The 14,441-nt window shown below is 43.5% G+C and carries 14 protein-coding genes; 12 read left to right on the forward strand and 2 right to left on the reverse strand.

The features are described from left to right. The first annotated feature begins 42 nt into the window (after positions 1 to 42). The 3 genes from proB (at position 43) to proC (ending at position 3,217) form a co-directional block, all read left to right on the forward strand. Positions 43 to 1,119 carry a glutamate 5-kinase gene (gene proB / locus ACHBGV_RS04395; RefSeq protein WP_394735706.1) on the forward strand — a complete coding sequence of 359 codons (1,077 nt, stop codon included), beginning with the start codon at positions 43 to 45 and terminating at the stop codon, positions 1,117 to 1,119. Between the two features lie 64 nt (positions 1,120 to 1,183). Continuing rightward, complete coding sequence (locus tag ACHBGV_RS04400; protein ID WP_257104136.1) at positions 1,184 to 2,422, forward strand: glutamate-5-semialdehyde dehydrogenase; 1,239 nt, start codon at positions 1,184 to 1,186, stop codon at positions 2,420 to 2,422. 9 nt (positions 2,423 to 2,431) lie between these two features. Next, complete coding sequence (gene proC, locus ACHBGV_RS04405) at positions 2,432 to 3,217, forward strand: pyrroline-5-carboxylate reductase (protein WP_394735707.1); 786 nt, start codon at positions 2,432 to 2,434, stop codon at positions 3,215 to 3,217. A gap of 172 nt (positions 3,218 to 3,389) precedes the next feature. On the opposite strand, the gene ACHBGV_RS04410 is transcribed toward proC, so the two are convergent. Next, entirely contained in the window at positions 3,390 to 3,794 is a 405-nt protein-coding gene (locus tag ACHBGV_RS04410) for a TetR/AcrR family transcriptional regulator (protein WP_105110309.1), read from the reverse strand. Positions 3,795 to 3,923: 129 nt separating this feature from the next. On the opposite strand from ACHBGV_RS04410, the gene ACHBGV_RS04415 reads away from it, so the two are divergent. Next, entirely contained in the window at positions 3,924 to 4,769 is an 846-nt protein-coding gene (locus ACHBGV_RS04415; protein ID WP_394735708.1) for a DegV family protein, read from the forward strand. Between the two features lie 125 nt (positions 4,770 to 4,894). Here ACHBGV_RS04415 and ACHBGV_RS04420 read toward each other — a convergent pair whose 3' ends face one another. Then, positions 4,895 to 6,145 (reverse strand): PLP-dependent aminotransferase family protein, encoded by a 1,251-nt coding sequence (locus ACHBGV_RS04420; RefSeq protein WP_394735709.1) that lies wholly within the window; start codon positions 6,143 to 6,145, stop codon positions 4,895 to 4,897. A 110-nt stretch (positions 6,146 to 6,255) separates the two neighbouring features. Here ACHBGV_RS04420 and yaaA point away from each other — a divergent pair, with 110 nt between their 5' ends. From yaaA to ACHBGV_RS04460, 8 genes are all read left to right on the forward strand, one after another. After that, complete coding sequence (gene yaaA, locus ACHBGV_RS04425; protein WP_394735710.1) at positions 6,256 to 6,987, forward strand: peroxide stress protein YaaA; 732 nt, start codon at positions 6,256 to 6,258, stop codon at positions 6,985 to 6,987. Positions 6,988 to 7,109: 122 nt separating this feature from the next. Beyond that, entirely contained in the window at positions 7,110 to 8,552 is a 1,443-nt protein-coding gene (locus tag ACHBGV_RS04430; RefSeq protein WP_394735711.1) for an LCP family protein, read from the forward strand. 1 nt (position 8,553) lies between these two features. Then, positions 8,554 to 9,282 carry a CpsB/CapC family capsule biosynthesis tyrosine phosphatase gene (locus ACHBGV_RS04435; RefSeq protein WP_394735712.1) on the forward strand — a complete coding sequence of 243 codons (729 nt, stop codon included), beginning with the start codon at positions 8,554 to 8,556 and terminating at the stop codon, positions 9,280 to 9,282. Between the two features lie 8 nt (positions 9,283 to 9,290). Next, positions 9,291 to 9,980: a YveK family protein gene (locus tag ACHBGV_RS04440; RefSeq protein ID WP_394735713.1), complete on the forward strand. Its 690-nt coding sequence runs from the start codon at positions 9,291 to 9,293 to the stop codon at positions 9,978 to 9,980. 9 nt (positions 9,981 to 9,989) lie between these two features. Continuing rightward, a complete protein-coding gene (locus ACHBGV_RS04445; protein ID WP_394735714.1) occupies positions 9,990 to 10,691 on the forward strand; it encodes a tyrosine-protein kinase in 702 nt (233 codons plus the stop codon). A gap of 26 nt (positions 10,692 to 10,717) precedes the next feature. Then, entirely contained in the window at positions 10,718 to 12,514 is a 1,797-nt protein-coding gene (locus ACHBGV_RS04450; protein ID WP_394735715.1) for a polysaccharide biosynthesis protein, read from the forward strand. Positions 12,515 to 12,984: 470 nt separating this feature from the next. Beyond that, the gene (locus ACHBGV_RS04455) at positions 12,985 to 13,587 is read left to right on the forward strand and encodes a sugar transferase (protein WP_394735716.1); all 603 of its coding nucleotides are present in this window, start codon (positions 12,985 to 12,987) and stop codon (positions 13,585 to 13,587) included. Continuing rightward, positions 13,584 to 14,441 (forward strand): NAD-dependent epimerase/dehydratase family protein, encoded by an 858-nt coding sequence (locus ACHBGV_RS04460; RefSeq protein WP_394735717.1) that lies wholly within the window; start codon positions 13,584 to 13,586, stop codon positions 14,439 to 14,441. The genes ACHBGV_RS04455 and ACHBGV_RS04460 overlap by 4 nt, the downstream gene beginning before the upstream one ends.

A 14,441-nucleotide genomic window follows, 5' to 3' on the forward strand; every position in this document is an offset into this window, starting at 1 on the left:
CTATGGTATAATTTTTCAAATATTAGGAAAAAGAGTGGGACGATGGTAGAAAAAACGATTGTATTTAAGGTGGGGACTAGTTCTCTGACCCAAGAAAATGGGAGTTTGGACCGCATTAAGATTGCTCGGATTACCAATCAGCTGGCACAGTTACACCAGAAGGGTTACCAGATTGTACTGGTGACTTCGGGGTCCATTGCTGCTGGTTTTCGGAGATTGGGTTTTGACAAGCGACCGACCAAAATTGCGGAGAAGCAGGCTTCTGCGGCTGTTGGGCAGGGCTTGCTGATTGAGGAATACACGCAGAACCTGATGAAAGATGGCATTGTGTCAGCTCAGATTTTGCTGACTCAGGATGATTTTGCGGATGCCAGACGCTATCAAAATGCCTCTCAGGCCTTGCAGGTCTTGCTCAAACAACGTGCTATTCCTATTATCAACGAAAATGATACCATTGCCATTGAGGAGATAAAGGTAGGAGACAATGATACCCTGTCTGCCCAAGTGGCTTCTCTCTTGAAAGCAGATCTCTTGGTGCTCTTGACGGATGTGGACGGCCTTTATACGGCCAATCCTAACAGTGATCTCAATGCCAAACATTTGCCAGAGATTAAGGAAATTACGGAAGACTTGTTTGCCATGGCAGCAGGAGCTGGCTCGACCAACGGGACTGGCGGCATGACCACAAAATTGCAGGCGGCGCAGATTGCAACCAAGTCAGGCGTACCAGTCTTTATCTGCTCGTCCAAGGAGGATACGGCCCTTCTACAAGCAGTCACCCAAGCCAATCGTGGAACGCTCTTTTTAGCGGACGACCATGCCATGAACCAACGCAAGCAGTGGATGGCTTTCTACGCTCGGACAGATGCAGCAGTTGAGGTGGATGCTGGTGCAGTTGACGCCATGTTGCACCAAGGCCGCAGTTTGTTAGCTGCTGGTGTCAAAGCCCTGGAAGGCGACTTTGAAGTGGGACAGGTCGTGGAAGTTTACAGTCAAGCAGACCACCGTTTGATTGGTAAAGGGCGGGTCAAGCTGTCCTCCATGGACTTGCAGGACCAGTTGGCAAATGGCAGAGCGGAAGGTGTGTTTATTCACCGCAATGATTGGGTTAGCTTATAGTCGTTCAGTTTGTATTGATTATGTTGACGAACGAGCAAACTGAAAGACTAAATAGGAGAAAAATATGACAACAACACAAGCATTATTAGACAGTTTATTGGCCCATAAGGCCTCTATCAACCTGGCAACAACTGAACAAAAAAACCAGGCCCTATCAGCCATGGCAGACCAGTTGGTTGCCCAAACTGAGGAAATCCTAGCAGGCAATGCTATCGATATGGAACATGCCCAAGGCAAGATTAGCCAAGTCATGCAAGACAGATTACTTCTGACAGAAGAGCGGATTAAAGCAATGGCTGAGGGTATTCGTGCTTTGATAGCCTTGCCAGATCCAGTTGGTTTGACCTTGGAAGAATCCACTCGGGCAGATGGGTTGAAGATTAGTAAGAAGTCTATTCCCTTTGGCTTGGTAGGGATGATTTACGAAAGCCGACCAAATGTGACATCCGACGTTGCAGGATTGGCTATCAAGAGTGGTAACGCCGTCATTATGCGCGGAGGAAAGGATGCCTTTCATTCTTCTCAGGCCATTGTTTCAGCTTTAAAAGCAGGGCTGGAAGAGGTCGGCCTATCACCTAAGGTGATTGAGCTAGTCCAAGATACTAGCCGAGCCTCTGCGACAGAGTTGATGACCGCAAAAGGCAAGATTGACCTATTGGTGCCTCGTGGTGGTGCAGGGCTCATTCAAGCTGTTGTTGAAAATGCAACAGTTCCTGTTATTGAAACAGGTACAGGAATCTGCCATGTCTATGTCGATAAGGATGCAGACTTGGACAAGGCTTTACAAATTGCCGTCAACGCGAAAGTTAATCGTCCCTCAGCATGTAATGCGGCTGAAGTTTTATTGGTTCATGAAGAAATTGCCAGCCAATTCCTACCTCGTCTTGAGGAAGCTCTTTCTGGTCAGGTAGAATTGCGGGCTGACGAGAAGGCCCAGGCTCTACTCAACCAAGCCAGACCAGCAGGTGAGCAGGATTTTGATACAGAATTTCTGGACTTTATCTTGGCAGTTAAAGTCGTTTCAAGTGTAGAAGAGGCTATCAGCCATATCGCTCAACACTCGACAGGGCACAGCGAGGCGATTGTGACGGAAAACAGCCAGACAGCAGACTTGTTCACACTCTACGTGGACTCGGCGGCTGTTTATGTCAATGCCTCAACTCGCTTTACTGATGGTGGCGAGTTTGGTCTGGGCTGTGAGTTAGGTATTTCCACCCAGAAGATGCACGCCCGTGGTCCAATGGGCTTGCGTGAGATGACCACTTACAAGTACATCATCACAGGCGACGGCCACATTCGTTAGGAGGACAGGATGAAGATTGGAATTATCGGACTGGGCAATATGGGAGCGGCCTTGGCACAAGCAGTCAGCCAGCAAGCAGACACCCAGCTCCTCCTCAGTAACCACAACCAAGCAAAAGCCCAGGCTCTACAAACTCAGCTGGACGGTCAGCTATTGTCTAATGAAGAAATAGCAGAGCAGGCCGAGGTCATTTTCCTTGGGGTCAAGCCTCACCTGATTCAGTCAGTCTTGTCAGGCTTACAGGACCAGATTAGCCAGAATTCCTCAGCTATCTGGATTTCTATGGCAGCGGGTGTGCCCCTTGACAGCCTGGCAGAATTTGTATCGGCAGACAAGATTATTCGTATCATGCCCAATACACCTGTCGCTATCGGCCAAGGTATGACAACCTATAGCGTGGTCAATCAAGAACTCGCTCCGCTATTGGAACAAATTTTAGAAAAATCTGGCAAGGTACAGCAAGTGCCAGAGAAGTTGATAGATGTTGCGACGGCTATCGCGGGCTGTGGACCTGCCTTCGTCTATCAGATGATTGAGGCTTTGACGGATGCCGGTGTGCAAAATGGGCTGACGGCTCAGGATGCCAAGGTTTTGGCGGCTCAAACCCTAGCAGGAACTGCTCAGATGGTCTTGAACAGCGATAAGCACCCAGCCCAACTCCGACAGGAAGTGACCTCGCCAGGAGGCTCGACCATCGCAGGAGTTGTGGCACTGGAAAAAGAAGGTTTCCGCTATGCCATTATCAAGGCAGTCGCTGCCGCCCTCAAAAAGACGAGAAAATTAGGCAAAAAATAGATTAGATATAGAAAATTTTTGGTTGCAACGTATTTTTCAGTCCTAAGACCGATGGAAACGGTTGGCAGTTGGGGTATACTATAGTCAATCCTAAATATTTTTCATAATCTCCTTAAAAACTTGGCTAATTGGTCAAGTTTTTTTGCGTTTGAGAGAAAGAAAAAACGAGACATTAATCTCGTTTGGTCTTGTCTTTGATCCATTGACTGACATTGGAAAAGGTTTTGCTTTGTTCTGCCTTGCGTTTTTGTTCTTGGACAAAATCTGCAAAACTTTGTTTGACGCCATCTTTTTGAACCTTATCTTGCAAATCATGCCATTTCTTTTTAAGGTTGCTGGAAGTCCGTTCGTAGTAGATTTCCAAAATTTCTTCCTTGGATTTGTAGTTGCGGTAGAAGGCGTTGCGCGAAACACCTGCCTTGCGCACTAATTCAGAGACGGAAATGTGCTTGAGTTCCTTTTTTTCAAGGAGAAATAGCAGAGCGGTCTCGAGAGATTCCTTGGTCAGCTGATTGGCCTCCTTGTTGGATTGATAGAGATTTTTCAAGGATTTTGGTGAAATTTTACGCTCGGTCATATTCTTCCTTTCTACTGTGACATCCGATTGGAAATGCTTTCATAACTAATGATTTAATGATATAATTGTAGAGTAAGATAGAGCACCTTGTCAACTAATTAAATCATTCAAAAGAAAAGAGATAAGAAAATGTCAAAATGGAAAATTGTTGCAGACTCTGGTTGTGATTACCGTCAACTAGCTCAGCTTGCGCCGGATACGGAGTTTGTCAGTGTTCCCCTGAGTATTCAGATAGGGGACCAGACCTTTGTTGATGATGCGAGTCTAGATATTGATCAGATGGTCTCTGTCATGCAGTCAACTTCTGAGGCAGCGACATCTGCCTGTCCTAGCACTCAGGCCTATGAGGAGGCTTTTGCAGGTGCAGAATATGTTATCGTTGTGACGATTACCGGTGGTTTGTCTGGCTCCTTTAATGCGGCTCGTGTTGCCCGTGATATGTATTTGGAAGAGCATCCAGATGCCAAGATTCATTTGATTGATAGTCTATCAGCTGGAGGCGAGATGGACTTACTGGTTACGGAAATCAATCGTTTGATTGCCTCAGGCTTAGAGTTTGAAGAAGTCGTATCAGCTATTACCACCTACCAAGAAAATAGTAAATTATTGTTTGTCCTTGCTAAGGTCGACAATCTGGTGAAAAATGGTCGATTGAGTAAGCTAGTAGGTGCTGTCGTTGGTTTGTTAAACATCCGTATGGTCGGTGAAGCCAGCAGCGAAGGCAAGTTGGAATTGTTACAAAAGGCTCGTGGTCACAAAAAATCGGTCACCGCGGCTTTTGATGAAATGAAAAAGGCTGGCTATAAGGGCGGACGCATCATTATGGCTCATCGTAATAACGATAAGTTCTTCCAACAATTTTCGGATTTGGTTAAGGAAACCTATCCAGAAGCCAGTATCGAAGAAGTTGCGACTTCCGGCCTTTGCTCTTTCTATGCAGAAGAGGGCGGCCTTTTGATGGGGTATGAGAGATAGAAGCACTGGACACTATGTGTAGGTGGTTAAGCAAGAGAGAGTGCATCTTACTTGCCAGCTTATTGCTAACTGGATTTCCTTAATGGAAAGGCAGGAAGCTATCCTTTAAAATAAGAATAAAGAGCTTAGTCCTTGTAGAAGGTGCTAAGCTCTTTTAATGTATCTTCAAGATGTGGATGGAGACGGAGGAGAAGATAGGCAAAGGTACCGTTACGGATAAGCTGGTGTCGTTCTTCAAGTCTTGCAGTTCTCGGATTATCTGGAAATTGAACGATTAACTGGTCACGCACCACCTGATAAGGATAATCAAGAGGATATTTTTTGATCAAATCTTGTAGTTTAACTTCTTCATTTAAGGACTGCTCCCGCAGCTGCTGCGTGTTGCGAGCGAACATCCCATTATCGATATACAAAGAAAGTGCCTTTTGCATGATCAGGTTGGTATCGTAGTCAATCAACCCTTTATAGGTTAAAAAAGCATTGAGGAGAAGGGGAGGCAGGCTAACGGCACCTATCCGTAGAGCTGGGAATAAGGTTGGTGAGAAAGACTTGATATAGACGACAAAGTCGTTCTTGTCAAGGTAATGTAAGGGTAGTTGACGGTTTCCATCAAAATCAGCCAAGTAGTCATCTTCGATGAGATAGACCTGATAGCGCTGGGCAAGGTGAACGATCCTCTCCATGGTTTTTCTATCGTAGCTTGTCCCCAGTGGGTTATGCAAACGTGGAATGGTATAGAAAAATTTTATGGTTCCAGTCTGAAAAAGACCTTCCAATCTGTCCAAGTCAATCCCTTCCATACTGCGTTGAATGGTCAGGTAAGGCAGGCCTTGTTGGCGGATCAATTCCTCCATACGAGTATAAGTAGGAGACTCGATGAGGATATGGGTTCGATCGGGACCGAAATCCATTTGGCTCAGGATATAGAGGGCTTGTTGACTTCCAGCAGTGATAACCAATTGGTCTTTTCGGCTATAGACATGGTAGTCCATTAGGAGCTGTTGAACAGATGTGATTAATTCTGTCAAACCGGCTTGCTGATGGTAATAATTGAAGAGGTAATTTTCACGGCCAATCAAACTTTGGTGTAAACAAATACGGAAGTCCTCATATGGCAGTTCCTCAAAATCAGCCAGATCCAGATCAATGGGCTCTTCCAAAATGTCACGGTCATCCAAAACATAATAGCCACTTTTTTCGACCGTATAAATCTTGTTTTGATACTTGAGTTCCTGCATAGCCTTTTGAACTGTATCCTTGCTGCACTCGTACTGCAGACTTAATTGGCGAATAGAGGGTAGTTTTTCTCCCCGCTTATAGTCTTGTCGTTCGATTCCGTCTAGAATGTCTTGAATGATTTGCTTATATTTCTCCATAAACTGTCCCCCTACAGATCTATGGTCCTAGTATAGTATAAAACTGTTCTGTGAACAAGTGGCGCGTGTTTTCAAGTGTCAGCCCCTAGCATTCGTGGTATACTAGAACTATGAAAATCATACTTCCAAATGCAAAAGAACTCAATACCAAAATTGATAACCATTCCTTTCACCCCTTGGACCCCACCAGTTTAGCGGTCGCTCAAATCTGTAGCCAATTCCAGCAGGAAGAATTAGCTTCCATTTATAAAATCTCTCATGACCGTGCTGGATTGGAGTTGGATCGCTGGAAGCGGATTGAAGCCAAGCAAGCTAAAACCTATCCAGCCTGGTTGCTGTACGACGGATTGATGTACCGGTATATGGACCGAAGAGACCTGACAATAGATGAGGAGGTCTATCTAAAAAAACATGTCCTCCTAGCTACAGCCTTGTATGGGCTCATCAGCCTGGACCACCTTATTTCTCCCCATCGACTTGATTTTCAAGCAGGGATCAAAGTGGAAGGGAAATCCCTCAAGCAATACTGGCGACCGGCCTTTGACAAAGTCGTTGAAGAAGAAGACTGGATCCTATCCCTCGCTTCTTCTGAATTTGAACAGGTATTTTCTCCCCAGATTCAGAAAAAACTAGTCCGGGTGACCTTTATGGAGGAAAAGGATGGCAAACGAAGGGTACACTCAACCATTTCAAAAAAGGGCAGAGGACGCCTTGTTTCTGTGATGGCCAAGGAAGGGATTACTGAATTGGCAGCTCTTCAACAAGTTTCAGTTGATGGATTTTCTTATCAGGCAGAACTTTCCGATCAATTGAATCTTGTTTTTGTCAGAAAGACCAATTGAAAACCATTACATGTGCGTTTTGTAACAAAAATGTAATCTTAGGGCAGTAATTTGTTAGAAGAGGCACAGAACTTGTGATATAATAGTAATGTTACAGTTTTGAATGAAAGGGTTAAATTACCATGAGTCGAACAAAAACATCATCCCGAAGAAACCAGCTGCATTGGGCAAACCTAGCCTTGCTCATCCTCTATACAGGAGCGGTTGGTATCCTACTGTATCAAGTGTTTCGGTATGACATTCTTGCCTTTCGCAATCTCAACCTGGTCCTGGCTGGGTTAGCCATTTTCTTGGGACTTGTTTGTTTGTTCCTTATTTTAAGGAAAAGGGCAAAAGTAGTGACCGCCTTCCTGCTTATTCTAGGCCTTGTCGTTAGTTCTGTCGGTCTCTATGGAGTCCAGAGTATCGTAAACCTTTCGAACAAGTTGAATTCAAACGCCACCTATTCTGAATATGAGATGAGTGTTCTGGTTCCTGCAGATAGCCAGGTCTCGGATATCAGTCAAGTGACCGAATTGTTGGCGCCTACCGGAAATGACGGTGATAATATCCAAGCCTTGTTGGACAACCTGTCTCTGACAAAAAACCTATCTCTGACACCAACTAAAACGGATTCCTATCTGGATGCTTATCAGAAGATGCTTGCTGGTGAGAGTCAGGCCATGGTCTTGAACGGAGTATTTGCAGATATCCTGTCTGCGGAAGACCCAGACTTTGACACCAAGGTCAAAAAGATCTACAGTTTCACTTTGACAAAAAAGGTTGAAACAGCAGTCAACCAACCGACTGGCGATGTCTTGAACATCTATATTAGCGGCATTGACACCTATGGACCAATCTCGACCGTTTCCCGTTCGGACGTAAATATCATCATGACCATCAATCAGGCTACCAAACAGGTACTCTTAACCACCACCCCTCGTGATAGCTATGTTGCGATCGCAGATGGCGGGCAAAATCAAAAAGACAAATTGACCCACGCAGGGATTTACGGGGTAGAAGCCTCCATGCATACCTTGGAAAATCTATATGACATTGATATCCATTACTATGCGCGTGTGAACTTTACATCCTTCCTAAAATTAATTGACCTCGTAGGTGGGGTGGATGTCGTCAATGACCAGGCTTTTACCAAAGGAAGTCATGATTTCCCTGTCGGAACCATCCATTTGGATTCCGAAAAAGCTTTAATGTTTGTACGCGAACGCTATTCGCTACAGGGCGGTGACAATGACCGTGGAAAAAACCAGGAGAAAGTCATTGCGGCGCTCATTCAAAAATTAAGCAAACCTGAAAATTTAACCAATTACCAATCCATTATCAACAACCTACAAGATTCAATCCAGACCAATATGAGTTTGGAAACCATGATGAAATTGGTCAATACCCAGATGGAAAGCAATGGCAGTTACACAGTTCAATCCCAAGCCTTGCAAGGTACTGGAAGCACAGGTCTCTTGCCCTCATATGCAATGCCAGGTTATCAATTGTATATGATGGAGGTTAATCCAGATAGCCTCAACCAAATGAAAGCAGCTATGCAGGCAGTCATGTCAGGAGAATAGGATGTTAGATATTCATTCACATATCATATTTGGTGTGGACGATGGTCCAAAAACTGCAGAAGAAAGTTTGGAGCTCTTAAAGCTCAGCTATCAACAAGGGGTGCGCGGTATCGTAGCCACCTCTCACCGCCGAAAAGGCATGTTTGAAACTCCGGAGGCGGTCATTAGAGAGAACTTCAAGCAGGTCCAGGCCCTGGCCAAAACCATATCAGAAGATTTCTTTATCTTCTACGGGGCGGAGATTTACTTTACCGACGATGTCATAGGTAAGTTAGAACGAAAAGAACTACCAACCTATGGGAATTCTAGCAGTGTCTTGATTGAATTTAGCGGGTCAACTAGCTACAAAAAAATTCAGGAGGCTGTGCGTGACATCTTGCGGTTGGGCTTGACTCCCATTCTCGCCCATATCGAACGATACGATGCCTTGGCGGGTGAAGGTGGAAAAGTTGCAGATCTCATCGCCATGGGTGCCTATATGCAGATCAATAGTTCTAGTGTCTTGAAACCCAAACTATTTGGAGATCGGCACAAAATGTATAAACAACGGGCCCAATACTTCTTAGACAACGAACTGGTGCACTTTGTGGCAAGTGACATGCACAATACAAGCAGTCGGCCACCCTATATGGACCAGGCCTTCCAACTCATTGAGAAAGAGTACGGACGCGACCGTGCCAAGGCCTTGTTTATAGAAAACCCAATTACCCTTATGCAAAATAAACTTTAGGAGAAATTATGAACAACCAAGAATCGAATGTTATAGAAATTGACGTTCTGTATCTATTGAAAAATTTATGGCGGAATAAGTTTTTGATCCTTCTGAGTGCCCTGTTGGGTGTGTCCGTGACATTTGCCTACTCCGTTTTTGTTGCGACACCTCAGTATGACAGTACCACTCGGATCTACGTGGTCAATAAGGTGGCTGAAGGTGGTCAAAACTTGACGGCACAAGAACTCCAAGCGGGTACCTATCTGGTAAAAGACTATAAGGAAATCATCCTTTCTCAGGATGTACTATCAAAGGTTACTGAGGAGTTAAACCTTGATGAGGAATTGGCTAACAAAGTTTCTGTTAGTATCCCTGTTGATACCCGTATTGTATCCATTACTGTGCGTGATGCAGATCCAAATGAAGCGGCTCGTATCGCCAATGGACTTCGTGCAGAAGCAGCACAAAAAATTATCGATGTGACAAAGGTTAGCGATGTGACAACCTTGGAAGAAGCACGCCCGGCTGAGCATCCTTCAACACCAAATACCAAACGCAATATTGTCCTAGGCTTCCTGGTTGGTGCTTTTCTAGCAGTGGCCTTGGTTCTGGTGAAAGAAGTCTTGGATGACCGCATCAAACGCCCAGAGGACATTGAAGAAAAAATGGGCTTGCCATTGCTGGGTGTAGTACCAGATGTAGCCAAATTGAAATAGGAGAGAACCATGGCAGTATTAGAAACGTCTAGAGATAAAAAAGTATTATTAAAAAAGACGGAAGAGTATTTTAATGCAATCCGTACCAACATCCAGTTGAGTGGAGAGGACATTAAAGTAGTGGCCATTACGTCTGTCCAATCCAGTGAAGGCAAGTCAACCACTTCAGCCAGTTTAGCAGTGGCCTATGCGCGTGCGGGCTATAAGACTGTATTGGTGGATGCCGATATCCGTAATTCCGTCATGTCTGGCTTCTTTAAACCGAAAACAAAGATTACGGGTTTGACGGACTATTTGGCAGGAACGACGGACCTTTCCCAAGGCCTCTGTGATACAGACATTCCAAATCTGACCGTCATCGAGGCAGGGAAGGTGTCACCTAACCCGACAGCCCTTTTGCAAAGCAAGAATTTCGAAAACCTCCTTGCGACCCTTCGTCGCTATTTTGACTATGTCATCGTCGACTGTCCGCCACTTGGTATGGTCATTGATGCAGCCATCATTGCTCAAAAGTGTGATGCCGTACTGACAGTGGCAGAAGCTGGAAGAATCAAACGGAAAGCTCTACAAAAAGTCAAAGAACAACTCGAGCAAACAGGGACTCCATTCCTTGGTGTTATCTTAAATAAATTTGACACCAAGTTGGAAAAATACGGTTCATACGGTGCTTATGGTGCCTATGGCAATTATGGAAACTACGGAAAGAAATAGACCGAATCAATCGGTAATTGAGAGATATGTCACGATCAATAAAACGAATCATTTTATTGGGATTCGATCTCGTGTCGATTGCCCTATCCTTTGTATTGAGTAAGCTCTTTTTAGGGGTTATTATAGACATGCCGAATGAACAGCTGAAAGTTGGATTTGTTCTAGTGACCATTGTCTACCTAGCCCTATCTATTTACCTGAAAGTCTTTTCACTCATTACACGCTACACTGACTATGAGTCGCTCTTTAAGATTGGATTGAGCGTAGCGATGGCTTATGGCTTTCTCTTGCTCTCATCCTTCTACCTATGGCAAACGTTTTCCTATCGCTTTATTCTCACTTCAAGTATTTTGACTTTTGTCTTGATGGTGGTACCCCGTCTAACTTGGCGTGCCATCCATGATAGAAAGTCTAAGTCCAAGTCAAATACACGACGGCCAGTTCGTACTCTGGTTGTTGGTGCCGGTGACGGAGGACAGCTTTTCATCAATACCGTTATCGAACGCAAGTTGGATTTTGATTTGGTAGGTATTGTGGATGCGGATCCAAGTAAGCTCAATAGCTATATTCGCAATGTCAAGGTAATCGGAAATCGCAACGACATACCAGCCTTGGTCAAGGATTTGGAGATTGAACAAGTCACTATCGCTATTCCATCATTACCCGGTAAAGAGCGAGAATCCTTAGTCGAGATCTGTAATTCAGTGAACGTTAAGGTCAATTCCATGCCTAGTATAGAGGACATCGTTGCGGGCAATATCTCAGTTAGCTCCCTCAAGGAGATTGATATTGCAGATCTGTTGGGCCGCCCTGAAGTGGTCTTGGATCAGGAAGAATTACGCAGTTATTTCAAGGATAAGACGGTCTTGGTTACTGGAGCCGGAGGTTCTATCGGTTCGGAGCTGTGTAGACAGGTGGCACGGTTCAAGCCTGAACGCCTGATTTTGGTAGGTCACGGAGAAAATTCGATCTATCTGATTCATCGGGAGATGGTGAGTCTCTATGGTGCAGAAGTAGAACTCATTCCTGTCATAGCCGATATCCAAGACAGAGACTTGATGTTTTCGGTCATGAAGGAATTCCAGCCTCATGTTGTCTATCATGCAGCGGCACATAAGCATGTTCCTCTGATGGAGTTCAATCCACATGAAGCGGTCAAAAATAATATCTTTGGGACCAAGAATGTGGCAGAGGCTGCAAAAGAAGCAGGGGTTGACAAATTTGTCATGGTGTCAACGGACAAGGCGGTCAATCCACCCAATGTTATGGGAGCGACCAAACGTGTGGCTGAAATGATTGTAACCGGCTTGAACGGAGACAGTAAGACCCAGTTTGTAGCTGTCCGATTTGGGAATGTACTCGGAAGCCGAGGTAGTGTGGTACCACTCTTCAAGGAACAGATCAAGAAAGGTGGGCCAGTGACGGTCACGGACTACCGCATGACCCGCTACTTTATGACCATTCCGGAGGCTAGTCGCTTGGTCATTCAGGCTGGCTACATGGCCAATGGTGGCGAGGTATTTGTCCTGGACATGGGTGAGCCTGTACACATCTTGGACTTGGCCCGTAAGGTCATCAAGCTCAGTGGACACACCGAAGAAGAGATTCAGATAGTAGAGACTGGGATTCGTCCAGGTGAAAAGCTCTACGAGGAGCTTTTGTCAACAGAAGAGCGTATCAGTGAACAAGTTCACGAAAAGATCTTCGTTGGTCGGGTGACCAATCAGGATAAGGAACAAGTCCAAGACTTTATCAATCGCCTATTGTCCCTGGATAAGACCGAGTTGAAAAATGTCTTGATTGACTTCGCACGACAAGATTAAGAAAGTAAAAGTTATTTTTACTTTCCTAGTGTTTACATGAAATTTAAATACTAGGAAGGTTGAAATGCTTTCCTGAAGTAAGATATGTTAGGTCATACATAATGGAGAGAAAAAGAAAACAGTGTCAAAGGTAGCCTTTACCATAAGGTTCAGATAGAGCTGGCTTTCAATTCAAACCAGTTAGAAGGTAGTCAACTGACGCATGACCAGATACGGTATTTCTATGAGACCAATACGATTGGTTTTGAGGATATTCTTCACTTTCATGTTCGTTTTGAATGTATCCACCTTTTCAAGATGGTAATGGACGAGTGGGTGACTGATTCTGTTTAAGGAAGGTCTCAACCATGGACATGTTCCTTTTATCATTGGAGATGAGCTGAAGTATGTTCCTATCATGGCTTAGCTGCACATGATCGATGTAAGAAGTATTTGGAGTATTTTTGGATTAAGGATTTAGGGAGATTAGGATGTATCCAATTTTAAAAAGAGCGAGTGATATGGTCATTTCAGGACTTGCAATTGTTGTATTAAGTCCTGTATTTTTGTTGATTGCAGTTGCTATAAAACTGGATTCCAAAGGACCTGTTTTATTTAAACAAAAACGAATTGGAACAAACAAGTCACATTTCATGATTTATAAATTCCGTTCCATGTATGTAGATGCTCCAAGTGATATGCCAACTCATTTGTTAAAAGACCCTAATGCGATGATTACAAAAGTTGGTGCTTTCCTAAGAAAAACTAGCTTGGACGAACTTCCTCAATTATTTAATATTTTTAAAGGTGAAATGGCTATTGTTGGTCCACGACCAGCCTTATGGAATCAATATGACTTGATTGAAGAACGTGACAAGTATGGGGCAAATGACATTCGCCCTGGTTTGACAGGTTGGGCACAAATCAATGGCCGAGATGAATTGGAAATCGTTGAGAAATCAAAATTAGATGGCTTTTATGTCAAACATATGAGCTTTAGCTTAGACATAAAATGTTTCTATGGCACATTTCTCAGTGTAGTTAAAAGTGAAGGCGTCGTTGAAGGTGGAACGGGGCAGAAAGGGAACTCATGAAGAAGGTTTTGATAACTGGAGCAAACTCCTATATTGGTACATCTTTTGAAAAATACGTCAAAGAAAATAATGTTGATTTTGAGATTGATACTTTGGACTTATTAAATCCCAATTGGCAAGAATTTGATTTTTCAGGATATGATTCTGTTTTTCATGTGGCAGGTATTGCTCACTTTTCTAAAGATGAAAGTAAAAAAGATTTATATTATAAAGTAAACACAGAACTGACCGAGAAAGTTGCGATGATTGCTAAAAAGGCGTGTGTCGATCAGTTTATCTTTATGAGTAGCATCATTGTGTATGGGGATAGCACTAGTGGGAAAAGAATTATAACGAAACAAACAAAACCAAATCCTACTGATTTTTATGGAGATAGTAAGTGGCAAGCAGAGCAAAAACTAAACAAGCTTTCAGATAGTACATTTAAAGTTGTAATTGTTAGACCTCCGATGATTTATGGCAAGGGTTCTAAAGGTAATTATCCGAGGTTGTCGAAAATTTCTAAAAAATTGCTAGTACTACCCGATTATCATAATGAGAGAAGTATGTTATATATTGGAAATTTTTGTGAATTTATCAAGCAGATTATTTTGGTACAAGATTCAGGAATTTTCTTCCCACAAAATAAGGAATACGTTTCAACAAGTGATTTAATGGCAAAAATTGCAAGTTGTCATGGGAAAAAAGCGCTTAAAATAAAATTATTTAATCCACTAATCAAAAATTTATTCTTCAATGATAGTATCAAAAAAATGTTTGGAAATTTGACCTATGAGAAAGAGATTAGTAAGTACAATTTTGACTATCAATTAATAGATTTTGAGAAATCTATTATAGAAACAGAAAAAGGGTAA

Source organism: Streptococcus sp. A34 (assembly GCF_043674115.1).
Lineage (GTDB): Bacteria > Bacillota > Bacilli > Lactobacillales > Streptococcaceae > Streptococcus > Streptococcus suis_V.

Bases quoted from the DNA above. Each gene is read 5' to 3' on its own strand.
- ACHBGV_RS04450 (WP_394735715.1), top strand. From the start codon at position 10,718: ATGTCACGATCAATAAAACGAATCATTTTATTGGGATTCGATCTCGTG.
- proC (WP_394735707.1), top strand. From the start codon at position 2,432: ATGAAGATTGGAATTATCGGACTGGGCAATATGGGAGCGGCCTTGGCA.
- ACHBGV_RS04415 (WP_394735708.1), top strand. From the start codon at position 3,924: ATGTCAAAATGGAAAATTGTTGCAGACTCTGGTTGTGATTACCGTCAA.
- ACHBGV_RS04410 (WP_105110309.1), bottom strand. From the start codon at position 3,794: ATGACCGAGCGTAAAATTTCACCAAAATCCTTGAAAAATCTCTATCAA.
- ACHBGV_RS04420 (WP_394735709.1), bottom strand. From the start codon at position 6,145: ATGGAGAAATATAAGCAAATCATTCAAGACATTCTAGACGGAATCGAA.
- ACHBGV_RS04455 (WP_394735716.1), top strand. From the start codon at position 12,985: ATGTATCCAATTTTAAAAAGAGCGAGTGATATGGTCATTTCAGGACTT.
- ACHBGV_RS04445 (WP_394735714.1), top strand. From the start codon at position 9,990: ATGGCAGTATTAGAAACGTCTAGAGATAAAAAAGTATTATTAAAAAAG.
- ACHBGV_RS04430 (WP_394735711.1), top strand. From the start codon at position 7,110: ATGAGTCGAACAAAAACATCATCCCGAAGAAACCAGCTGCATTGGGCA.
- proB (WP_394735706.1), top strand. From the start codon at position 43: ATGGTAGAAAAAACGATTGTATTTAAGGTGGGGACTAGTTCTCTGACC.
- ACHBGV_RS04400 (WP_257104136.1), top strand. From the start codon at position 1,184: ATGACAACAACACAAGCATTATTAGACAGTTTATTGGCCCATAAGGCC.
- yaaA (WP_394735710.1), top strand. From the start codon at position 6,256: ATGAAAATCATACTTCCAAATGCAAAAGAACTCAATACCAAAATTGAT.
- ACHBGV_RS04460 (WP_394735717.1), top strand. From the start codon at position 13,584: ATGAAGAAGGTTTTGATAACTGGAGCAAACTCCTATATTGGTACATCT.
- ACHBGV_RS04440 (WP_394735713.1), top strand. From the start codon at position 9,291: ATGAACAACCAAGAATCGAATGTTATAGAAATTGACGTTCTGTATCTA.
- ACHBGV_RS04435 (WP_394735712.1), top strand. From the start codon at position 8,554: ATGTTAGATATTCATTCACATATCATATTTGGTGTGGACGATGGTCCA.